General features: G+C 67.3%; 23 protein-coding genes. 10 read left to right on the top strand and 13 right to left on the bottom strand.

The features are described 5' to 3' along the window. Positions 1-36: 36 nt before the first annotated feature. A complete protein-coding gene (locus FBY28_RS16470; RefSeq protein ID WP_141868473.1) occupies positions 37-897 on the top strand; it encodes an SDR family oxidoreductase in 861 nt (286 codons plus the stop codon). Positions 898-924: 27 nt separating this feature from the next. Here the strand turns inward: FBY28_RS16470 and FBY28_RS16465 are convergent, their stop codons facing one another. The 9 genes from FBY28_RS16465 to FBY28_RS16425 form a co-directional block, all read right to left on the bottom strand. After that, positions 925-1,932 (bottom strand): aminotransferase class IV, encoded by a 1,008-nt coding sequence (locus tag FBY28_RS16465; RefSeq protein WP_141868471.1) that lies wholly within the window; start codon positions 1,930-1,932, stop codon positions 925-927. 16 nt (positions 1,933-1,948) lie between these two features. Then, complete coding sequence (locus tag FBY28_RS16460; protein ID WP_141868469.1) at positions 1,949-3,481, bottom strand: APC family permease; 1,533 nt, start codon at positions 3,479-3,481, stop codon at positions 1,949-1,951. Between the two features lie 106 nt (positions 3,482-3,587). Beyond that, positions 3,588-4,496 carry a LysR family transcriptional regulator gene (locus FBY28_RS16455; protein ID WP_141868467.1) on the bottom strand — a complete coding sequence of 303 codons (909 nt, stop codon included), beginning with the start codon at positions 4,494-4,496 and terminating at the stop codon, positions 3,588-3,590. A gap of 5 nt (positions 4,497-4,501) precedes the next feature. Continuing rightward, complete coding sequence (locus tag FBY28_RS16450; RefSeq protein ID WP_141868466.1) at positions 4,502-4,906, bottom strand: hypothetical protein; 405 nt, start codon at positions 4,904-4,906, stop codon at positions 4,502-4,504. Between the two features lie 12 nt (positions 4,907-4,918). Continuing rightward, entirely contained in the window at positions 4,919-6,127 is a 1,209-nt protein-coding gene (locus FBY28_RS16445) for an O-succinylhomoserine sulfhydrylase (RefSeq protein WP_141868464.1), read from the bottom strand. Positions 6,128-6,135: 8 nt separating this feature from the next. Beyond that, positions 6,136-6,567 carry a rhodanese-like domain-containing protein gene (locus FBY28_RS16440; protein WP_019513314.1) on the bottom strand — a complete coding sequence of 144 codons (432 nt, stop codon included), beginning with the start codon at positions 6,565-6,567 and terminating at the stop codon, positions 6,136-6,138. A gap of 16 nt (positions 6,568-6,583) precedes the next feature. Then, positions 6,584-7,027 carry an Rv0361 family membrane protein gene (locus tag FBY28_RS16435; protein WP_141868463.1) on the bottom strand — a complete coding sequence of 148 codons (444 nt, stop codon included), beginning with the start codon at positions 7,025-7,027 and terminating at the stop codon, positions 6,584-6,586. Further along, positions 7,024-8,052, bottom strand: a complete 1,029-nt coding sequence (locus tag FBY28_RS16430; protein ID WP_216847756.1) for an ATP-grasp domain-containing protein — start codon at positions 8,050-8,052, stop codon at positions 7,024-7,026. The genes FBY28_RS16435 and FBY28_RS16430 overlap by 4 nt, the downstream gene beginning before the upstream one ends. Before the next feature lie 24 nt (positions 8,053-8,076). Further along, complete coding sequence (locus FBY28_RS16425) at positions 8,077-8,376, bottom strand: UBP-type zinc finger domain-containing protein (protein ID WP_141868461.1); 300 nt, start codon at positions 8,374-8,376, stop codon at positions 8,077-8,079. Positions 8,377-8,391: 15 nt separating this feature from the next. Between FBY28_RS16425 and FBY28_RS16420 the strand changes: the two genes are divergently transcribed. Next, the gene (locus tag FBY28_RS16420; protein ID WP_216847755.1) at positions 8,392-9,969 is read left to right on the top strand and encodes a Na+/H+ antiporter; all 1,578 of its coding nucleotides are present in this window, start codon (positions 8,392-8,394) and stop codon (positions 9,967-9,969) included. On the opposite strand, the gene FBY28_RS16415 is transcribed toward FBY28_RS16420, so the two are convergent. Beyond that, a complete protein-coding gene (locus tag FBY28_RS16415) occupies positions 9,956-10,420 on the bottom strand; it encodes a MarR family winged helix-turn-helix transcriptional regulator (RefSeq protein ID WP_141868459.1) in 465 nt (154 codons plus the stop codon). The two genes, FBY28_RS16420 and FBY28_RS16415, sit on opposite strands and share 14 nt — an antisense overlap. A gap of 58 nt (positions 10,421-10,478) precedes the next feature. Between FBY28_RS16415 and FBY28_RS16410 the strand changes: the two genes are divergently transcribed. The 6 genes from FBY28_RS16410 to FBY28_RS16385 all read left to right on the top strand — a co-directional run bounded on the left by FBY28_RS16410 (position 10,479) and on the right by FBY28_RS16385 (position 16,719). After that, complete coding sequence (locus FBY28_RS16410) at positions 10,479-12,455, top strand: MMPL family transporter (RefSeq protein WP_141868457.1); 1,977 nt, start codon at positions 10,479-10,481, stop codon at positions 12,453-12,455. 10 nt (positions 12,456-12,465) lie between these two features. Next, the gene (locus FBY28_RS16405; RefSeq protein WP_174241656.1) at positions 12,466-12,996 is read left to right on the top strand and encodes an alpha/beta fold hydrolase; all 531 of its coding nucleotides are present in this window, start codon (positions 12,466-12,468) and stop codon (positions 12,994-12,996) included. 9 nt (positions 12,997-13,005) lie between these two features. Beyond that, positions 13,006-14,211 (top strand): cytochrome P450, encoded by a 1,206-nt coding sequence (locus FBY28_RS16400; protein WP_141868455.1) that lies wholly within the window; start codon positions 13,006-13,008, stop codon positions 14,209-14,211. Between the two features lie 5 nt (positions 14,212-14,216). Beyond that, positions 14,217-14,408, top strand: a complete 192-nt coding sequence (locus FBY28_RS16395) for a ferredoxin (RefSeq protein ID WP_141868453.1) — start codon at positions 14,217-14,219, stop codon at positions 14,406-14,408. Between the two features lie 51 nt (positions 14,409-14,459). Further along, a complete protein-coding gene (locus FBY28_RS16390) occupies positions 14,460-15,077 on the top strand; it encodes a DUF3887 domain-containing protein (RefSeq protein ID WP_141868451.1) in 618 nt (205 codons plus the stop codon). Positions 15,078-15,141: 64 nt separating this feature from the next. Further along, positions 15,142-16,719, top strand: a complete 1,578-nt coding sequence (locus FBY28_RS16385; RefSeq protein ID WP_141868449.1) for an HNH endonuclease signature motif containing protein — start codon at positions 15,142-15,144, stop codon at positions 16,717-16,719. Here the strand turns inward: FBY28_RS16385 and FBY28_RS16380 are convergent. The 3 genes from FBY28_RS16380 to FBY28_RS16370 are packed head-to-tail and all read right to left on the bottom strand — an operon-like array spanning position 16,716 to position 19,315. Next, the gene (locus FBY28_RS16380) at positions 16,716-17,366 is read right to left on the bottom strand and encodes a hypothetical protein (protein WP_216847754.1); all 651 of its coding nucleotides are present in this window, start codon (positions 17,364-17,366) and stop codon (positions 16,716-16,718) included. The genes FBY28_RS16385 and FBY28_RS16380 overlap by 4 nt on opposite strands. 18 nt (positions 17,367-17,384) lie before the next feature. Beyond that, on the bottom strand, positions 17,385-18,029 hold the full coding sequence (locus FBY28_RS16375; RefSeq protein ID WP_141868447.1) for a PaaI family thioesterase: 645 nt from the start codon (positions 18,027-18,029) through the stop codon (positions 17,385-17,387). Further along, a complete protein-coding gene (locus FBY28_RS16370; protein WP_141868445.1) occupies positions 18,026-19,315 on the bottom strand; it encodes an adenylosuccinate synthase in 1,290 nt (429 codons plus the stop codon). Before FBY28_RS16370 ends, FBY28_RS16375 begins: the two co-directional genes overlap by 4 nt. Positions 19,316-19,384: 69 nt before the next feature. Between FBY28_RS16370 and FBY28_RS16365 the strand changes: the two genes are divergently transcribed. After that, positions 19,385-19,966 (top strand): peptidase M50, encoded by a 582-nt coding sequence (locus FBY28_RS16365; RefSeq protein WP_141868443.1) that lies wholly within the window; start codon positions 19,385-19,387, stop codon positions 19,964-19,966. A gap of 13 nt (positions 19,967-19,979) precedes the next feature. Then, entirely contained in the window at positions 19,980-20,759 is a 780-nt protein-coding gene (locus FBY28_RS16360) for a site-2 protease family protein (RefSeq protein ID WP_141868441.1), read from the top strand. The last annotated feature ends 43 nt before the right edge of the window (positions 20,760-20,802 follow it).

Below are 20,802 nucleotides of genomic sequence, written 5' to 3'. Positions count from 1 at the left end.
TCCGCCAAAAACTTGACACGTGTAAAGTTCGCCGCCATGGACAACATCAGGGGCAAGACCATCGCGATCACCGGTGCCGCTCGCGGTATCGGTTATGCCACCGCCAAGGCTTTGCTGGCGCGCGGTGCACGCGTCGTCATCGGAGACCGGGACGTCGCACTGCAGGAATCGGCCGTCGTGGAGCTCACCAAGCTCGGCCAGGTGTCCGGCTACCCGCTCGACGTCACCGACCGCGAATCGTTCGAGACCTTCCTGGACAAGGCCCGCACCGACGGTGGCGGCCATATCGACGTGCTGATCAACAACGCCGGCGTCATGCCCGTCGGCCCGTTCCTCGAGGAGACCGAGCAGTCGGTGCGGTCCTCACTGGAGGTCAACGTCTACGGGGTGCTGACCGGCTGCCAGCTGGCGCTGCCGGACATGGTGCGCCGACGCAGCGGGCACATCATCAACATCGCGTCGCTGTCGGGTCTCATTCCGCTGCCCGGCCAGGTGGTCTACGTGGGCGCCAAGTACGCGGTCGTGGGCCTGACCACCGCGCTGGCCGATGAGATGGCGCCGCACGGTGTCAACGTCTCGGTGATCATGCCGCCGTTCACCAACACCGACCTGATCTCGGGCACCAAGTCCGGCGGCGCGATCAAGCCCGTCGAGCCCGAGGAGATCGCGGCCGCGATCGTCAAGACGCTCGACAAGCCCAAGACCCACGTCTCGGTGCCGCCGCCGCTGCGCTTCACCGCGCAGGCCGCGCAGATGCTGCCACCCAAGGGCCGGCGCGCGATGAACAAGGCACTCGGTCTGGACAACGTGTTCCTGGAGTTCGACCGGGCCAAGCGGCAGGCTTATGAGGATCGGGCCAGGGCCGCCCAGGGCGTCATCGAATCCGACGGCAAGTAGCAGCGCGGACGGCCCCCGGCCCGATCTTCAGTACTCGATCGCCTCGATCAGCGGGCCGGGCTCGTCCATCAGCGCCCAGAAGCGGTCCCGGATCGCGACCGTCATCTCACCGGGCTCACCGTTACCGATCGCTTCGCCGTCGAGGGAATTGATCGGGGTGACACCACCGGCGGTGGTGACGGCCATCAGTTCGTCGGCGTCGTAGAGTTCGTGGCTGGTGACGTCCCGCAGGGTGGCCTCGATGCCCATCTGGTCGGCGAGTTCGAAGACCGTCTTGCGGGTGATGCCCGGCAACGCATTTCGCGACGGGGAGGCCAGCTTGCCATCCTTGACGATGCAGACGTTGAAGCCCGGTCCCTCGGCCACACAGTTGTCCGAGTCGAGCAGGATGGCGGTGCGTGCCCCGCGGTCCTTGGCCTCGAAGCTGGCCGCGGTCAGATCGCCCCACTGATAGTTCTTGATGGTCGGATCCACCGTGTTGCGACCGGCCCGGCGGACATGGCGCGGCACGATGGCGGTGGTGCCGAAGATCTGCTCGGCTGGTGGGAACGCCCACAGATACGGGATGGCGTAGATGTACACCTGGTGGGTCAGCTTCGACAGATCCTTCTCGCCCCTTCGCTTTCCGTAGCCCCGGGTGACGGTGAGGTTGACGAAGGACTCCCGCAGCTGCGACATCGCGACGCACTGTTTGGTGATGTCGGCCAGCTCGTCCTTGGTGTAACCGGCATCCAGGCGCAGCTTTCGGGCCCCGTCGAGCAACCGGTCCAGGTGGTCCCCCAGCCGGAAGATGTTGCCGTGCCACACATGCGCGACGGTGTAGGTCAGATCGGAATGCCCGAAGCCGGTGTCGAAGATCGAGATCTTGGCATCCTCCGCGGGCAGGAACTCTCCTTCGATCCAGGCGACGCCGCCGGCGAACGGGCTGCTGTGGTCCAGCTCGTAATCGCTGTACTGGATCACCGATCCCGGCGGGGTGTCCTCCCGGATGGCTCCCGGTTCGACGGCCACGAGGTTGGAGGTTCCTGTGCTCATGATGATGCGGTCCTTTCTAGAGGTTGTGGGTCTTGGCGTAATCGGCACCGGCGTCGCCACGGCGCAGCCGTGACTTCAATCCGGTGGCCCACCAGATGGCGGCGATCACGACGATGCCCATGAAGACCCACTTGTTGGTGGTGAACTGGGGCAGGAAGAGCAGGGTGACGGCGACACCGAGGAACACCACCAGAGCGGTGACGTACAGCGGCAACCGAAACCGGCCCAGATCGAAGGTGCCGGGCTCGGCCGCGGGAATCGTGCCGCGCTTGTAGCCGACGAGCAGGCCGATGGTCTGCAGGATGTAGACGAAGAAGAAGAGCAGCGAGGCGATGCCGATGATGTAGTTGAAGGCCTTCTCGTTGACCAGCGCCGAGAGCAGCAGAACCGTTGACAGACAACCCAACCCGATGACGGCATAGGTGGGGGCCTTGCTCTTCGGCGAGACGTGGCGCCAGATGTGCGAGAACGGCAGCATGTTGTCCCGGGCCATCGAATAGGTCAGCCGGGTGGCCACCAGGATGTTGGCCAGCAGGCAGGCCAGGATGTTGGTCAGCGCGATGGCGACGACGATCTTGGTGACGAGGGGCCCGGCTTGCTGGGTGATGATCTCCTCGATCGGTGCGGCCGAATTCGCCTCCACCGCAGCGGGATCCTTGATGGCCAGCACGTACACGACGTACATCAGGAACTCGATGACGATCGAGGTGATCAAGGCATAGAACATCGTCTTGGGGACCACCCGCCGCGCGTTCTTGGTCTCCTCGGCGACGTCGGCACCGGACTCGACGCCGATCAGACCGAAGAACGGTCCGAGCGCGGCGGCCAGCCAGGCCAGCATGTAGGAGTCCTTGTCTCCGGCTTCGCCACCGGTGAACAGGGTGGAGATGGGCTGGTGGTTCTCCGGTGTGGAGAAGGCGATGACGGCGATCAGGGCGGTGGCGCCCACGGTGATGACGAGTTCGAGACTGACCCCGATGTTGTTGACCATGGTGGCGAAGCGGACACCGTAGATGTTGATGAGCACGCAGAGGAACACCACGGCGATGGCCAGCAGGATCTGGGTGGTCTGCGTCATGCTCCAGCCGAGCAGCCCGCCGAGGTAGCCGGACAGGATGAACCCGACGCCGGTCATGCCGCAGACCCAGCCCATCAGCGCGATGAAGCCGGTGAACCAGGCGAGATTCGGCCCGTTGATCCGGCTGATCCACTGGTAGGAGTAGCCGGCCAGCGGCAGCTTGGCGGTCAGGTCGGCGGCGATGAAGGTCCACAGCGCGAACACCGCACCGGCCAGTAGCAGCGTCCACACGAACGGCGCGCCTGCGGTGAAGTAGCCCGCACCGAATCCGGTGAACACCGCGGTGGTGGCGCTGATGGTGGCGAAGCCGATGGCGAACGAGGCCAGGGTGCCGACCGAGCGGTCGAGCTTCTGCGTGTAGCCGAGCTCGGCCAGCTTGGCGTCTTCGGAGCCGGGCGCGGCGACCGTGTTGCCGGAGCCGGGCGCGGCGGGGGTATCTGAATGAGTGGGTGGAGCTATTGCGTCGGTCATGGTCACTCCAGGTCAAGACGTGGGGACGAACTCCTCCAGGTCAGACAACCGTCATCCTGTGGACATCGGAAGTTTGATGTTTTGATCTGCTTATAAGCAGGGTTTATCAGTGCTGGGCAGAGGTATCGGCGCCGCCGACTCCCCAGCGCGCTTCGACCAGCCTGACCAGTGCATCTGCCTGCGGTGTGAGGGTCGCGGGATTCCACGCCAGGGCGGTATGACTGAGCGGGCGGTCGGAGATCGGCACATAGACGATCCCCGGGCGTTCATAGAAGCGCGCCACCGACGAGGTGGTGAAGCTGATCCCCAGCCCGCGCGCGATCGCCGTCGTCTCCGCCTCGTAGGTCGCCGCCACCGCGGCGATGGTCGGTGGCCGATTGCCCCGGACGTCCATCGCCAGCCAGTAGTCCCGCCACGTTCCGGCCGTGAGCGGGGCGCACACGATGGGATCGTCGAGCAGCTCGGCGATCCCGACCTCGGTGCGGTCGGCGAGCCGGTGGTCGCGCGGCAGACACGCGACCCACGACTCGGAATCCAGGATGAGCACGCGATGGTCGGGCAGGTCGACCGGCGGGCGGATGATCGCGACCTCGGTGCTCCCGTCGGCAAGACCCGCCGTGGGATCGGCGAAATCGAACTCGATCGGTTCGACGGTCACTTCGGGATAGGCGGACTCGAAGTGGCGGACCAATCGGAACAACAGGTCGGCTCCGGTGCCGATCAGGTAGCCGACGCGCAGCACACCGCGCCGGGTGCCCGAGAGCAGTAGCAGGTTGTCGACGACGGCTTCCACCCCCGACAGGGCCTGGTGCACCTGGGGCAGCCATGCCGCGCCCAGGTCGGTCAGCGTGACCTCGCGGGTGTTGCGGTGGAAGAGCACCACGCCGAACTGGTGCTCGAGTTGTTTGATCGCGGTGGACAGCGCGGGCTGGGTGATGAACAGGCGTTCGGCGGCACGGCGGTAGTTCAGCTCTTCACCCAGCACGGCGAAGTAGCGGAGCTGCCGCAACGTCACGTCACTCACTCCGGGATCGGGTCACCGTTCCGGTAGGACTCGATGGCCTCGAGTCGGTCGAACAGCTCCTCGTGGGTGAAGCTGTGCTTGTCGGTGGTTCCGACGAAGGTCACGTGGACAAGTGCACCGTCCTCGGCGGCATCCAGCCACAACGAGGTGACCGGGATGCCGTCCTCGACCACCGCGCCGGACGGCTCGAAGAACCAGATGGCGTAGTCGTCATCGGATTCTTCCTCGTCGAAGATCCAGCCGCGCTCGGTGATTCGCTCGTCGAACTCCGCCAGGTCGGCAACCACCGCATCCTGGATGGCCGAGAGCTGCTCGATCACCGCGTCGGGAACCCACCGTGTGTCAGCGGTCGTCTTGCGCTTCTTGCGACGCGCCTTCTTCGCATCCGATCCCTTGGACATCGCCTATCCCGATCAGCTCAGCGCCTGGTCCAGATCGGCGATCAGGTCCTCGGTGCCCTCCAGGCCCACCGAGACGCGCACCACGCCGTCACCGAGACCGATGGCCGCCCGCCCCTCCGGCCCCATCGCCCGGTGGGTTGTGGTGGCCGGGTGGGTGATCAACGATTTCGCGTCGCCGAGGTTGTTGGAGATGTCGATGACGCGCAGCCTGTCCAACAGCGTGAAGGCCGCATCCTTGCCGCCGTCCACCTCGAAGGTGACCACCGTTCCGCCGCCACGCATCTGGCGCTGCGCCAGCTCGTACTGCGGATGTGACGGTAGGAAAGGGTATTTCACCCAGTTCACGCCGGACTGCTGTTCCAGGAACTCGGCAACCCGCTGTGCGGAGCGGTTCGCGTAGTCGACCCGGACCGCCAACGTCTCAAGACCCTTGAGCAGCGTCCAGGCGTTGAAGGCGCTGATCGCCGGGCCGGTGTGGCGCATCAGCTTCTGCACCGGGCCGTCGATGTACTCCTTGTCGCCAAGGATGGCACCACCGAGGACGCGACCCTGGCCGTCGATGTGTTTGGTACCGGAATACACCACCACATCGGCCCCCAGCGGGATCCCTTGTTGCAGCAACGGGGTGGCGAACACGTTGTCCAGCACCACCTTTGCACCCGCAGCGTGCGCCAGCTCGGCGACCGCGGCGATGTCGACCAGCGACTGCATCGGATTCGACGGGGTTTCGAAGAACACGGCCTGGGTCGGCACGCTGAGCGCTTCCTCCCATTGGGACAGGTCGTCACCGTCGACGAAGACGGTCTCCACCCCCCAGCGCGGCAGGATCTCGTTGCACACCACGAAACACGAGCCGAACAGGCTGCGCGCGGCGACCAGCCGGTCACCGGCACCCAGCAGTGCACCCAGCGCGGTGAACACCGCCGCCATGCCGGTGGCGGTGGCGAACGCCGCCGGGGCGCCCTCGATGAGGCGCAACCGTTCCTCGAACATCGAGATGGTCGGGTTGCCGTAGCGCGAGTACACATACCGGTCGATCTCACCGGTGAACGCGCGCTCGGCGTCGGCGGCGGATTCGTAGACGTAGCCCGAGGTCAGGTACAGGGCCTCGGAGGTCTCCTCGAAGCCCGAGCGCAGCAGGCCGCCGCGCACGCCGATGGTGGCCTGGCTGACTCCGTCGGGCAGTGGTGCGGGGATACGCACGGAGGGAACGTCACTCATGGCTGCTCTCAGCTCTGCTTCCAGGGAAGGCCGACGGCTTTCCATCCGGTACCGCCGCGATGACCGTTCTCGTCGAGGTTGCCCTCGAAACCGTCGAGCACGTTGTAGGACGGCCCGATACCCGCGGCCGTCGCGGCCTGAGCGGAGCCGATGGATCGGTTACCCGAGCGGCACAGGAACACCACCGGCCGGGCCCCCGGGGCGATACCTGACCTACCGAGATCGTCGATGAAGGCGTCGTTGCGCGAGCCGTCGGTCCTGTTCCACTCCACGAACACCACCTCGCGCCGCAACGGGGCGAGGTCGGGAACGCCGACGAACCGCCACTCCGCCTCGGTGCGACAGTCGACCAGGACGGCTTCGGGATTGTCGGACAGCAGCTCCCATGCCTGCTCGGGCGTGATGTCACCGGCGTAACCCGGGCTCTCGGATGTGGACACAGCACTACCGTAACGGCTAGGCCGGACCCTGCGAACAGACCTTCCACTGACCGTCCTCGCGCGTGAACATCATGTCCGCGCTGACCTGGGTGTCCGTTTCGTCGGCGGTGCCGAAGTGGTACTTGACGGTGGCGGTGGCGGTATCGCCGACGACGGCGATGTTTCCCGCCCCGTCGACATAGCGATCACCGTGCTTGGCCACCGAATCCCGCTGCCGGTCGAGAACCTCTTTTTCGGTGCCCTGCTTGGCCGCACACGTGTGTGCCTTGAACGCCTGATAGTCCTGCCGCTGCAGGGCGTCGTTCTGGGCGACCACCACGCGCCCGATCTGTTGGGGATCACCGTCGCCCTCGCCGCGGTTGATGACAAGAATCGCGGTGATCACAACCACGATGATGACGAGGGCCAGCAGGAAGGGCGTCGCCGTCGGCCTGTCCCGGTCTGCTTCGTCGCCGCTCACGACTGCCAGAGTCTACGCAGCGACACCGCGGTGCGTTGCGCACGGTCACGCGCGATGGTGACGTCCTGGGCGGTGGCGAATGCCGCGCCGAGCCCGTCACCGAAAAGCCAGACATCGCTTTCGGCCACCTCGTGGGCCTGCGCCAGCACCGCCAGCGCCGTGGCCTTGTCGGCGGCCACGTCGAGCACAGCGTCGCCTGCCCGGCCCACCACAGCGGCACCCGGGGAGACCATGATGGTGTCGACCGGAAGTCCGAGCACCGCGCGCGCATGCAGGTCGAAGACCGACAATCGGTGCGTGCGCAAGGTCAGCAGGGTGGCGTCGACGGGGCGCGGCCGCACATCGGCGAAGTACACCTCGTCACCGCGCACCAGCAGTTCCACCGCGTAGGCACCGCGACCGTCCAGCGAGTTCACGATGCGCGCACCGATCGATTTGGCGGCGTCCAGCGCGGCCGGGGCCAGCCGGTGCGGCTGCCAGGCCGACACGGTGCCGTCGTCGGCGACCCGGTGTCCGATCGGTTCGCAGAAATGCACCACCGGACCGGCGGCGCTGGCGGTGCGCACGGTCAGCAGGGTGACCTGGTCGTCGATCTCGACGACCGTTTCGGCCATCACCCGCTGGTGTCCGGCGGCGACGGCACGGTCCCAGGCCGGACCGACATCCTCGGGCCGCAACAACACCGATCGCCCCGTGTCCGCCTCGTCTGCGACCGGGGTGACCGCCAGTGGGAAGCCCGCGTGCTCGGCGATCGCGGTCAGCTCCGCGGCCGTTCCGGCGAACCAGAACGGCGCGGTCGGCAGCCCCAGCTCGTCGGCGGCCAGCCTGCGCAACCCCTCGCGGTCCAGCTCCAGCTCGGGTGTGACCACGAAATCGGCGTCGTCGGCCGGATTCGTGGTGACCACGGCGCCCAGCCGCTCGAAGGACAGTGCCTGCTCGCGGCCGGTCGCACCGGGTTCGCGCAGCAGTACCACGGGCGCCCTCGGGTCGGCGTGGGGGTCAGCGTCTTCGGCGTGCCTTGTCATCGCCAGACCAGCCTGCCAGATTTTTCAGCCGAGCCGGATGTCGACATAGCACCATCGCCACGACTCCCCCGGTTCGATACTGCGCATCACCGGGTGGCCGGTCTCGCGGAAATGCGCGGTGGCATGTTGGTGCGGGCTGGAATCACAGCAACCGATGTGACCGCAGGACAGGCACATCCGCAGGTGGGCCCACGTGTTCTCGCCGTGCTCGGCGCATTCCTGGCACCTGCCGGGAGTAACTGGGGCCGGTTCAGCGCTGTGGGGTATCGCCTGGAGATGCTCACACAGCGGAGTCGGCGACTGCCGTCGTGAACGCTTGAGCATGGTGACCGAGGATAGGTGGATGCGGTGGGAGTGACGGTGCTGGCGGTATCGGTGGCCGCCGTGTTGCTGGCCGCCGTGAGCCGCCGCCTCGACGTGTCGGCGCCGTTGGCGCTGGTCGTGGCGGGTCTGGCCGCCTCGTACATCCCGGGCTTCGACGGTGTGGAGCTCGATCCCGATCTGGTGCTGTTCGTGATCCTGCCGCCGCTGCTGTGGTCGGCAGGCCTGGAGAGCAGCTATCTCAACATGCGCAGGAACGCGGGCGCGATCGGCTCGCTGGCGGTCGGCCTCCCGCTGGTCACCACGCTGGTGGTGGGGCTGGTGGCGTTCCGGGTGGTCCCGGAGCTGACCATGGCCGCGGCATTGACGCTGGGGGCGATCGTGGCCCCGCCGGATGCGGTGTCGGCGAGCGCGGTGGGCCGTCGGCTGGGACTGCCACGGCGGGTGATGACGCTGATCGGCGGCGAGAGCCTGCTCAACGACGCGACGGCACTGACGGCGTACAAGGTCGCGTTGGCGGCGGCGGTCGGTGCATCGACGGGGTGGGCGTCGGGACTGGGCACCTTCGTGCTGGCCGCGGCCGGCGGTGTGGTGGTCGGAGCCCTCGCCGGTTCGGCCATCACGTTCGTGCGCGCGCGCCTGGACGATCCCGTCGTCGAAAGCGCCATCGGCCTGCTGGCGCCGTTCGTCGTCTATCTGGTGGCCGAGGAGGCGCACACCTCCGGCGTGCTGGCCGTCGTCACCGCCGCCGTGCTGCTCGGCGGGCGCACCACCACCCACGCCGGGTACGCCACCCGGCTGCAGGACGACGCGGTGTGGCGAGCGCTGCAGTTCATCCTGGAGTCGTTTGCCTTCCTGCTGATCGGGCTGCAGCTGCCCAGCGTGGTGGACCAGCTGGCGGGATTCTCACCGGCCAGGATCGCCATGTCGGCGCTCGCCGTGCTCGGCACGACCATCGCGGTCCGTCTGGTGTGGGTGTATGTCTTCGCCTACCTGCGCTCGCCTCGGCCATCGGTCGGCGAGACGTTCGTGGTGGCGTGGGCCGGGATGCGCGGGGTCGTGTCGTTGGCCGCCGCCTTCGGTGTGCCGATGACGACGTTGTCGGGGGACGCCTTCCCCGGCCGCGATCAGCTGGTGTTCCTGACCTTCGCGGTGGTGGTCGGCACCTTGTTGCTGCACGGTCTCACGCTGCCGTGGGTGATCCGACGGTTCGGTGTCGAGGGTGACGATGCGCGTTCGGATGCCTTGGCGCAGGCCGCAGCCCAGGACAAGGCGGCCCGCGCGGCGGCCGACCGCCTCGACGAGCTGCTCGAGCAGCAGCGCGCCGAGGGCAACTCGATCCAGGACAGCGCGGCCGATGTGCTGCGCCGGTGGAACACCGCGCGGCGCAACGCGGCGTGGGAGCGGTTGGGGCGCAGCGAGGAGGAGATCGGGCAGAGCCCGGCCTCGGCGTTCCGCGGCCTGCGGTTGGAGATGCTGGCCGCCGAACGAGCGGTGTTCATCGCCGAACGCGACGCGGGCAACATCGACGACGAGGTCCTGCGCGACGTGCTGCGCGGCCTCGACCTCGAGGAGGCCACCCTCAACCGTCGTTGACCGTCCGGAACCTGTGCATGGCACCGACCAGCGCCGTGAACACCCGGTGCGCCGCCTCCAGATCGCTGTCGGGCAGATCCGCCAGCGCCGCGGAGTTGATCTTCGCCAGCGGGGTAAAGAAGTCGGTCGCGACGGCCATCCCGTGATCGTCGTAGCGCAGGATGACCTTGCGCCTGTCCTTGGGGTGAGCTTCCCGACGAAGATGACCGGAGGCGATCATCCGCTCCACCAGGTAGGTGACCGCGGCTGCCGAGGTTCCGGTCAGCTTGCGCAGCTCGCCGGCCGTCAGCGGCTCCCCCGCGGCGTCGGCCACCATCACGTGCAGCAGCGCCCGGAAGTCGTTGGCGCTCACGTCATGCCGGCGCGCGAACTCATGACCGATCTGGTCGGATTCGGCAGTAAGGGCACGGACGTCACCGGCGATCAACCGCTCCAGGTCCTCACGTGTCACCCCGCGATCATATCGGCAAGGGTTGATTATTAGTTAAGTATCTGAAATATTTGATGTCATGTCCGGTCGACTTTCCTGGCTTGTTGCCCTGCTCGTGATCCTGGCCTCGGGTGCCGGAATGGCGCTGCTCAGCGGCGGAGATTCCGCATCGCAGTCTCCGGTGGCCGTGCCGGCCAGTGCGGAGTCGGCGCGCGTCGACGCCCTGCGCGCCCAGTTCCCCGGGGGCGATCAGGCTCCGGCGATCATCGTGTTCAGCCGCACCGACGGCACACCGCTCGGCGCGGCCGATATCGCCGCGGCCGGGCCGGGCGCACGGGTTTCCGAGGACGGCAAGGCGGCATTGTCGGTGGCGCCGCTGCCCGCCGACCTTTCCGGGTTCGCCCTCGACGATGCCGTGCAGGAGCTGCGCACCTCGACGTCACAACGCCTGCCCGACGGCCTGCAGGCCGAGGTGACCGGCGGCCCCGCCTTCGGCGCCGATATCGCGAATTCCTTTGCCGGGGCCAATTTCACCCTGCTCGCGGCGACGGCCGCCGTGGTGGCCGTGCTGCTGATCATCACCTATCGCTCCCCCATCCTGTGGCTGGTACCACTTCTGGTGATCGCCTTCGCCGACCGGGTCGGCTCGGTGGTCGGGACCGCGGTGGCCGCAGGCCTGGGCCTGAGTCCGGACGGTTCGACCGGCGGTATCACCAGCGTGCTGGTCTTCGGCGCGGGCACGAACTATGCGCTGCTGCTCATCTCGCGCTACCGCGAGGAACTGGGCGCACGCGCGGACCATCGCGAGGCACTGCGGGTAGCGGTGCGGGCTGCCGCCCCGGCCATCCTGGCCAGCAACGCCACGGTCGTGCTGGCACTGCTGACGCTGGCCTTCGCGACCGCCCCGAGCAACCGCAGCCTCGGCGTGCAGGCCGCCGCCGGCCTGGTGGTCGCCGCCATCTTCGTCCTACTGGTACTACCGCCCTTCCTGGGCCTGTTCGGCCGAAAGCTGTTCTGGCCGTTCATCCCACAGGTGGGCGCCAAGGCGCTCACCGACAACGGCGCCTGGCACCGGATCGCCTCCTGGGTTGCGCAGCGACCCGGTTGGGTCTCCGGCGGCGCCCTGGCCGCGCTGGCGGCGCTGTGCCTGGGCCTGGTCGGCACCCCCGTCGGGCTGACCCAGACCGAACAGTTCCGCGTGCAGGCCGAGTCGGTGGCCGGCTTCGAGACACTGTCGCAGCACTTCCCGAGCGGTCTGACCGACCCGACGGTGGTGATCGCCCCGAGTTCGGATGCCGCCGCGGTCAGCCAGGCGATCGGGCAGACACCCGGGGTGGTGTCGGCTCGACCGACCGGCGGATCGGATACCGGCCTGACCCAGTGGTCGGCGGTCCTGCAGGCCGAGCCCGCCTCCGATGCCGCCTTCGATACTGTTGACGCCCTGCGCAATTCGGTGCACGCGGTCAGTCCGGACGCCCTCGTCGGCGGTTCCGACGCCAAGGCCAGGGACGCGGCCGCCGCGGCCCGCCACGACCGGATGGTGGTCATCCCCGCAATCCTCGCAGTGGTGCTGGCGGTGCTGTTCGTGCTGTTGCGCTCATTGCTGGCACCGCTGATCCTGGTCTCGGTCACCGTGCTGAGCGCGCTGGCCGCCCTTGGCCTCGGCGGGTGGGCAAGTGTGCACCTGTTCGGTTTCCCCGCGCTGGACAACGGAACTCCGCTGTTCGCCTTCCTCTTCCTGGTCGCCCTCGGCGTGGATTACACGATCTTCCTGGTGACGCGCGCCAAGGAAGAGACCCCGCAGTACGGCAACCGGCAGGGCATCGTGCGTGCCGTCTCGGCGACGGGTGCGGTGATCACCAGTGCCGGAATCGTGTTGGCCGCGGTGTTCTGCGTGCTCGGCGTGTTACCGCTGATCGTGCTCACCCAGATCGGCATCATCGTCGGGTTGGGCATCGTGCTCGACACCTTCGTGGTGCGCACCGTGATCATCCCGGCACTGTTCACCCTGATCGGTCCGCGCATCTGGTGGCCGGCGCTGCGTCCGCAACGCTAACGTGTGAGCCGTGGAATCACGAACCGTCGCGACGCGGTTGGGGCGGCTGCGGATCCAGGTCGACGGGGCCGGCGACACCATGGTGTTCTGGCCGAGTCTGCTGATGACCGGCGACATGTGGTCGGGGCAGGCGGCGGCGTTCCGCGACCATTTCAAGGTCGTCCTGATCGACCCACCGGGTCACGGTGCGAGCGAAAAACTCGCCGCACCGTTCACATTCGAGGACTGCGCACAGTGTGTGGTCGACGTCCTGGACGCGGTGGGCGCCAATCAGGCACATTTCGTCGGGAATTCGTGGGCGGTGGCCAGCGTGGTGCCGGATCGACCGGACCAGCGGGAGTTGCTGGGTCGCGTGCGCACACCTGTGCTGGTGGTCGCCGGAGCGGAGGACGCGACGTTCCCGGTGGCCGAGACGCTGGCGATGGCCGCAGCGATCCCAGCGGCGTCGAGCGTGGTCCTCGACGGTGTCGCCCATCTGGCGGCATTGGAGAATCCGACGCTCGTCAACGCCCTGATCTCGGATTTTGTTCTCGGCGCGTAGCGTGTGGACATGACAGCCAGCCAAATGCTGCCACCGGTCCACATGCGGCGCAACGGTTTCGATCCGGTGCCCGAACTCGGCGAGATCCGTGATGGTGCGGGTGTTCAGTCGGTGGTCAGCGCGTTGGGTAATCCGGTCTATCTGGTCACCCGCTACGAGGACGTCAAGGCGGTCCTTGCAGATCACGAACACTTCTCCAATTCCCGACCGCCAGGGTTCGCCCTTCCCGGCGCGCCGCCGATGTCCGACGAGGAGCTGGCCCGCGCCCGCGCCGGGAATCTGCTCGGGCTCGATCCGCCCGAGCATCAGCGGTTGCGCCGCATGCTGACTCCCGAGTTCACCATCCGGCGGATGAAACGGCTTGAGCCCAGGATCGCCGAAATCGTCGACGATCGCCTGGACGCCATGGCGGCTGCCGGCCCTCCTACCGATCTGATATCCCAATTCGCCTTGCCGGTGCCATCTTTGGTGATCTGCGAGCTGCTCGGCGTCCCCGTCGAGGACCGGCCCGACTTCGAGCAACGCTCGGCGCGTCAGCTCGACCTGGCGTTGCCGATAGCCGAGCGGATGGAACTTCAGCGCCAAAGCCGCGAGTACATGCACAGCTTGGTGAGCCGGGCGCGTCGCACGCCGGGTGAGGACATCCTCGGGATGCTGATCCGCGAGCACGGTGCCGAACTCACCGACGACGAATTGGTAGGCATCGCGGGGCTTTTGCTGCTGGCCGGGCACGAGACGACATCGAACATGTTGGGGTTGGGCACATTGGCGCTGCTGCGCGCGCCGGAGCAGTTGGCCATGGTGCGGGACGACCCGGATGCGATCGGCCCGGCGATCGAAGAGTTGCTGCGCTGGCTTTCGGTGGTGCACCACGCGATTCCGCGATTCACCACCGCCGAGGTGGAGGTCGCGGGGGCGACGATACCGGCGGGCATGCTGGTGTTCGCCTCGCTGCCCGCGGGCAATCGCGATCCCGCCTTCGTCGATTCCCCCGACGAAATGGACATCCACCGCGGCGCCGCGGGGCATCTGGCCTTCGGACACGGGATCCACCACTGCCTGGGCGCCCCGCTGGCGCGGATGGAGATGCGCATCGCCTTCCCCGCGCTGTTCCGCCGCTTCCCCGGACTGGCCGTGGCCGAATCCGCCGACGATATCGACTACCGGTCGTTCCATTTCATCTACGGCCTGCGGTCGCTGTCGGTGCGGTGGTGACGACGATGCGCATCGAGGCCGACCGGGAGTGCTGCATAGGTGCGGGCAATTGCGTGATGACCGCCGACGCCCTGTTCGATCAGGACGACGACGGCATCGTCGTGGTGCTCGCCGCCGATGTCCCCGCCGATGAGGAAACGCGCGCCCGCCGGGCCGCGCAGTTGTGCCCGGCGGGCGCGATCACCGCCATCGAGTGAGGCGTAAAGATTCTCTTGACAGGTGAGCACTTGTCAATAAATCATTGACAAGTGACCGATTCGCCGTTCGCCGCCGCCCAATTGCTGCATCGCAGACTCGGACAGCTGGTCGCTGCTCCGATTCTCAGCGCCGACCAAGATCCTCTTGCGACGGTCGGTGTCGCGCGCGAGGTCAAGGAGGACGCCGAGAGCCTGCTGGCCGCGGCCGTGCATCAGGCCCGCGCCGCCGGCCACACCTGGCAGCAGGTCGGCGATGTACTCGGCATCACCCGCCAGGCCGCGTTCCAAAGGTTCGGCAAACCGATCGATCCACGCACAGGAGAAGCGATGTCCACGACCCCACTTTCACAGGCCGCGGAGCTGGCACTGGCCGTCATCGATGATCTCGCGAACGCCCGGTGGGCCGAGGTCAGCGCACGCTTCGACGAGACCATGCGCGATCGGCTCACCGACGCCGGGCTCGCCGAAGCGTGGGTTCACATCGTCGGGTTGGCCGGGGCCTACGAGGGCCACGGCGATGTCGACACGATGCGCGCTGGTGACTTCACCACGACGAACACGCCGCTTGAGTTCGAGGCCGGCGACTATGTCGCGCGCATCACCTTCCGCGACGACCAGACGGTCGCCGGGCTCTTCCTGCTGACGGCCGAGGTCGCAGCGACCTTGTAAGACCCCTGAACTGGGGTTTTGATGCTCGAAACGACTTGTCGGGGTCGCGAGTAAAATAGCACATATGTTCGAACAGTCGGGTTTGTCGGGGATGAGCGAAGAGGCGCTCATCGCCGAGGTCACCGATGCCACCCACGCCGAGGCGGCCGCGGCGGCCCGGCGGCTGGCCGCGATCGCCGAGGTCACCGCACGGCACTGCGAGGACGAAGACCCATCGTCGGCGTTGAAGTTGATCGACGGATGGGCACTGGCCAAAGCCGAGATCAGCGCCGCCTGCACCCTCTGCCCGCGCGCCGCCAGCGCCCAGATGCGCATCGCGATGGCCCTACGTGACCGGCTACCCCGCACCGCGGAGGTGTTCACGCGAGGGTTGATCTCGGCCAAGGTGATCAACGCGATCACTTGGCGCACCCAGCTGGTCTGTGATGAGGAGGCGCTGGCGTTGATCGACGCCGGGATCGCCGGCACCGCCCACCAATACGGCGCATTGTCAGAGAGCGCGCTGATCACCGCGGTCGACTTCTGGGTGCACACCTTCGACCCGATCGCGGTCATCCGATCCAAGGCCGCCGCCAAAGACCGCCATATCGACTTCGGTGACCGTGACGACCCCGACGGGGTCGTGTCGTTCTGGGGACGCATGCGCACCACCGACGCCGCGATCAGCGACACCCGCCTCACCACCCTCGCCCACAGTGTCTGCGAGGGCGATCCGCGCACCGTCGCCGAACGCCGCGCCGACGCCCTCGCGGCGGTCCTGGCCGGCGCCGACCAACTCACCTGCCTCTGCGGGAACCAAGACTGCACCGGATCGGGAAAAGACCCCCGGGCGGGTGCGGTCAGCATCTACGTACTCACCGGACAGCAACCCGACACCGGGCACGGGGCGAAGCCGGATACCGGGCCCACGCCTGATGACAGCGGCACGCAGGGACCAGCAGCGCCAGAGGAACCCGCACCCACCCAGTTTGGGGCTGAACCACAGCCACCGTCGACACCCACGGCCCCGGCCGCCAGCGCTCGACCAGGCCCGGGTGCCGGGATCACCCTGGACGGGGCGATCATCCCCGCCCACCTGCTCGCCGAGCTCATCGCCACCGGCGCGAGGGTCCGACCCCTGAGCAGCACAACCAACCTGGGCTCCGAACCCCGCTACCGCCCCTCGGCGAAACTGGCCGCCTACGTCCGCATGACATCGATGACCTGCTGCTTCCCCGGGTGCGGGAAACCCGCCCAACGCTGCGACCTCGACCACCTCACCCCCTGGCCCGCCGGGGCCACCCACCCGGGCAACCTGCGACCGCTCTGCCGCGAACACCACCTACTCAAAACCATGAAAACCGGCTGGACCCCCAAAGCCCACCCCGACGGCACCACCACATGGACCTCACCCACCGGACACCGGTACACAACGATGCCACTGGGGCCGATTCTGTTCCCGCACAGAACATCTGACGTCGACATCCCACGAGCGCGGCACATCACCCTCATCGGCGAGCCCAGTCTCGGCGACGGCGAACCCGACATCCCACGACGCCAACGCACCCGACAACACGACCGCGACTACCGCATCAACGCCGAACGCACCCGCAACGCAGAAGAACTCGCCCTCGCACACGCCCGCGGACAACCGGACTTCTAAGCGCGTGAGCCCGCCCGGGATTCGCGGTGCAGGTCGATCACCCCGGCCCGCACCAGCAGCAGAACGCTGACCACCAGAACCCATGCCGGAAAGGCGATCGTCAACCACATGCTGAGATCACTTGCGATCAGAAGTCCCAGTGCGGCAACGTAGGTCAGGGTCACCAGCCATCGTGGCATCAGGCCGGTCTTCCGCCAGATCATCGCCAGCGACATCATGAACACCGCTGCCATCCGGAGTCCGTAGGTCTTGGACACCGTCAGCAGCACCATCTGCCCGAATTCCGCAACATCTGGATCCAAAGCCGCACCACTGCGTTCCAGCCCGGCACCGACCCCAGCGGCAACGAACATCATCGCCAAGAACAACAGGCCACTGCCGATGAACACCGTCGAGAAGAACCTGTCCTCGTAACCGCCCAGTCCGTCGCGGACCACCGCCATGAACCACAGGAACGCGATCCCCGCGAACGGCATGATCTTCGCGGCGACGCCCAGGTTCGTACTGCCCTCGACCAACCACTGCGTACCCGACTCGGCGCCCTCGGGCAGCGCCAGTCTGATCAGGACCAATGCGGTCCCGAACAACACCGCGAAAACCACCCCGGCCGCCGCGGCAGCCCGCGGGGTCGTCAGCCTGTTCGTCACACGGACATGGTCACACGATCAGGGCTGACCGGGCAGCAATCTGATCATCAAACCGTTGCTCTCGGCCAACAGCTTCCCGCCACCGTCGACCAGCTCGGCATTCACAAACGCCTTGCGCCCCTCGGATTCACGCACCCACCCCCGCGCCGTGAGCGGCGTGTCGATGGGTGTCACCGCTCGGTAGTCGACATGCAGAAAAGCGGTCCGGCTGACGGGTCGACCCGCCGCGTGGATCACCATGCCGAACACCGAGTCGAACAGCAGCGGCAGCACCCCACCGTGCACGGCGCCGTTTCCGCCGACGTGATATCGGCTGAACTGCACCGTCAGTTCCACCCCGTCGGCATCGAACTTGGTGATCTGCCAAGGCGGCATCAACAAGCTGCCTGCCCCGGGCAAGGACGGCACCCGACTCGCGGGCCCGACCCCCTCGGCGGCCCGATACGGTTCCAGCAGAGCCACCAGTTGTTCGGCCTGATCAGCTGCGGCATCCCAGGTCGCACTATCGGGGTTCGCCGATACCGCGAGGTCCTGCGCGTGACGCATCGCCGTCAGGAACCGGGCGAACCCCGGTCCGGGATCTGCGAGTTCGAAGACCGGAAACCCGCCGTGCCGGTCGTACTCGGGGTCGGCGCGGCGCGGATCCAGCCCGAAGTCGGTCACGCCAGGATGTCCCTGCGCACAATCGTCTGGTCCCGCCCAGGGCCCACGCCGATGCATGAGACCTGCGCTCCGGCAAGCTCTTCGAGCCGCAGCACGTAATCGCGGGCGTTCTTCGGCAGATCGTCGAATTCCCGCGCACCGGAGATGTCCTCCCACCAACCGGGCAGCTCTTCGTAGATCGGCACGGCCTTGTGGATATCGGCCTGGGTCATCGGCATCTCGTCGGTGCGCTTGCCGTCGACGGTGTAACCGACGCATACCGGCACCGTTTCCAGGCTGGACAACACGTCGAGCTTGGTCAGGAAGTAATCGGTGATGCCGTTGACGCGGGTGGCGTACCGGGCGATCACGGCGTCGAACCAGCCGCAGCGCCGGGCCCGGCCGGTCGTCACGCCCACCTCGCCGCCGGTCTTGGCCAGGTACGCCCCGTGCTCGTCGAACAGCTCGGTCGGGAACGGGCCCGAGCCCACCCGGGTGGTGTAGGCCTTCAGGATGCCCAGCACCGTGGTGATGCGCGTCGGCCCGATACCCGAGCCCACCGACGCACCGCCTGCGGTCGGGTTCGACGAGGTGACGAACGGATACGTGCCGTGGTCGACGTCGAGCAGGGTGCCCTGCGAGCCCTCCAGCAGCACCGTCTGACCGTCCTCGAGCGCCTGGTTCAGCAGCAACCGGGCATCGGCGATGCGGTGCTTGAAACCCTCGGCCTGGGACAGCAGGTTCTCCAGAACCTCGGCAGGCTCGAGTGCCTTGCGGTTGTAGATCTTCACCAGCACCTGGTTCTTGAAGTCCAGCGCCGCCTCGATCTTCTGCTCGAGCAGCGCAGCATCGAGCACATCGGCTGCCCGGATGCCCAGGCGCGCGACCTTGTCCTGGTAACAGGGCCCGATGCCGCGACCGGTGGTGCCGATCTTCTTGCTGCCCATGTACCGCTCGGTCACCTTGTCGATGGCGACGTGATACGGCATGAGCAGGTGCGCGTCGGCGGAGATCAGCAGCCGGGACGTGTCGACCCCGCGCTCCTCCAGACCCGAGAGCTCGGTGAGCAGCACACCCGGGTCCACCACGACACCGTTACCGATGACGTTGGTGACACCCGGGGTGAGGATTCCCGAGGGGATGAGGTGCAGCGCGAAGTTCTCACCGGTCGGCAACACCACGGTGTGACCCGCGTTGTTACCCCCCTGGTAGCGAACTACCCATTGCACACGTCCACCGAGCAGGTCGGTGGCTTTACCTTTGCCCTCATCGCCCCACTGGGCGCCGATGAGCACGATTGCCGGCATGGCATTTCTCCCGCTTAAAGTGATGCAGCCGGTGACCCACCCTATCCGAGCGGAGCCGTAGGAGTTGCGTTGGCCACAAATGACGTGGGCGTTTTGTTGTTCGGCGGTCGCCGGACACCCCGTTCGCTGCGCGGACTACCGGGCATTTCACCCGAGGAGGTGACCGATTTCCGGCGCGTCATCGTGGTCGGCGCTGATGCCGATCTGGCCTCGGTGCTCAAGCGTCTGCTGCGGGCGGACCGCCTCGATATCGAGGTCGCGCACGTACGCAGGCCGTGGAGCGCGGGTCGGGCGTTGTCCGGTCGGGCCACGCGGGTGCCGCTGATCAGGGACGAAACGGGGTCGGTGATCGTGGGTTCGGCCGTCTGGTTAGGTGCGAATTCGGCATTGGTCGGTGAGGCGGTGGTCGACGACACGGTGCTGTTCGACGGCGAGGTCACCGGGGTCCGGGTGGAGCCGATCCCCGACCAACCCGGTCTGCGCGCCACCGTGCTGTCGCGGCGCATGCGGCCGGGCCGCTGGGTGACCGGACGCGCCGCGCAGCTGGGAACGCCGGGTGCGTTGGTGGTCCGCGACGGCGAGTCGAGCACCCGCGCGGTCAAGCGGTCGACCTTCTACCGGCACACACAGGGCTGGCTGGCCGTGCACTAGGTAGCGTCGGGACGTGAACATCAGACCTCTGCGTCAGTCGGTGCGCCCCAGCCCGATCTTCCTGGCCATCGTCGGGCTGACCGCGGCGGGCGGGGTGGGCGCGTGGTTGTGCGCCGACCGCGTACAGACGCTCTCCTACGTCTCGGTCTTCGTGCTGGTGATCGCCGGCTGGTTGGTGTCGCTGTGTCTGCACGAGTTCGGTCACGCCTACACCGCATGGCGGTTCGGCGACCACAACGTCGAGGTCCGTGGTTACCTGACGCTCAACCCACTCAAGTACGCCAATCCGCTTCTTTCGCTGGGCCTTCCGATGTTGTTCATCGCCATCGGCGGGATCGGGCTACCGGGTGGTGCGGTCTATCTGCACACCTCCTGGATGACGGCGCGCCAACGCACGCAGGTCAGCCTGGCCGGCCCGCTGGCCAACCTGGTGCTGGCCATCCTGCTGCTCGGCGCGACGCGCCTGTTCTACGACCCGGCCCACGCGGTGTTCTGGGCCGGCCTCGCATTCCTGGGCTTCCTTCAGGTCACCGCCGTGCTGCTGAACCTGCTGCCGATCCCCGGCCTGGACGGTTACAACGCCCTGGAACCCCATCTGAGCACCGACACCCAGCGCGCCCTGGATCCGGTCAAGCAATGGGGTTTCGTCATCCTGCTGATCGTGCTGCTGGTGCCGCAGCTCAACCAGCTCTTCTTCGGTGCGGTGTTCTGGTTCGTCGAGCTCTCCGGCGTCCCCGGCCCGCTGGTCTCCCTGGGCGGGGGCCTCACCCGATTCTGGTCCGCCTGGCTCTAGACACTCTTGCAACATATGCATACTTCCGCATATATTCGGCGGC

The organism is Arthrobacter sp. SLBN-53 (genome assembly GCF_006715585.1).
GTDB lineage: Bacteria > Actinomycetota > Actinomycetes > Mycobacteriales > Mycobacteriaceae > Mycobacterium > Mycobacterium neoaurum_A.
The sequence above is the reverse complement of the archived record's forward strand: the minus strand, read 5'-3'. Positions and strand labels throughout refer to the sequence as shown.

Excerpts from the sequence above, each read along its gene's own strand:
- FBY28_RS16470 (WP_141868473.1), top strand. The coding sequence starts at position 37 with ATGGACAACATCAGGGGCAAGACCATCGCGATCACCGGTGCCGCTCGC.
- FBY28_RS16465 (WP_141868471.1), bottom strand. The coding sequence starts at position 1,932 with ATGAGCACAGGAACCTCCAACCTCGTGGCCGTCGAACCGGGAGCCATC.
- FBY28_RS16460 (WP_141868469.1), bottom strand. The coding sequence starts at position 3,481 with ATGACCGACGCAATAGCTCCACCCACTCATTCAGATACCCCCGCCGCG.
- FBY28_RS16450 (WP_141868466.1), bottom strand. The coding sequence starts at position 4,906 with ATGTCCAAGGGATCGGATGCGAAGAAGGCGCGTCGCAAGAAGCGCAAG.
- FBY28_RS16445 (WP_141868464.1), bottom strand. The coding sequence starts at position 6,127 with ATGAGTGACGTTCCCTCCGTGCGTATCCCCGCACCACTGCCCGACGGA.
- FBY28_RS16430 (WP_216847756.1), bottom strand. The coding sequence starts at position 8,052 with ATGACAAGGCACGCCGAAGACGCTGACCCCCACGCCGACCCGAGGGCG.
- FBY28_RS16425 (WP_141868461.1), bottom strand. The coding sequence starts at position 8,376 with ATGCTCAAGCGTTCACGACGGCAGTCGCCGACTCCGCTGTGTGAGCAT.
- FBY28_RS16410 (WP_141868457.1), top strand. The coding sequence starts at position 10,479 with ATGTCCGGTCGACTTTCCTGGCTTGTTGCCCTGCTCGTGATCCTGGCC.
- FBY28_RS16400 (WP_141868455.1), top strand. The coding sequence starts at position 13,006 with ATGACAGCCAGCCAAATGCTGCCACCGGTCCACATGCGGCGCAACGGT.
- FBY28_RS16395 (WP_141868453.1), top strand. The coding sequence starts at position 14,217 with ATGCGCATCGAGGCCGACCGGGAGTGCTGCATAGGTGCGGGCAATTGC.
- FBY28_RS16385 (WP_141868449.1), top strand. The coding sequence starts at position 15,142 with ATGTTCGAACAGTCGGGTTTGTCGGGGATGAGCGAAGAGGCGCTCATC.
- FBY28_RS16370 (WP_141868445.1), bottom strand. The coding sequence starts at position 19,315 with ATGCCGGCAATCGTGCTCATCGGCGCCCAGTGGGGCGATGAGGGCAAA.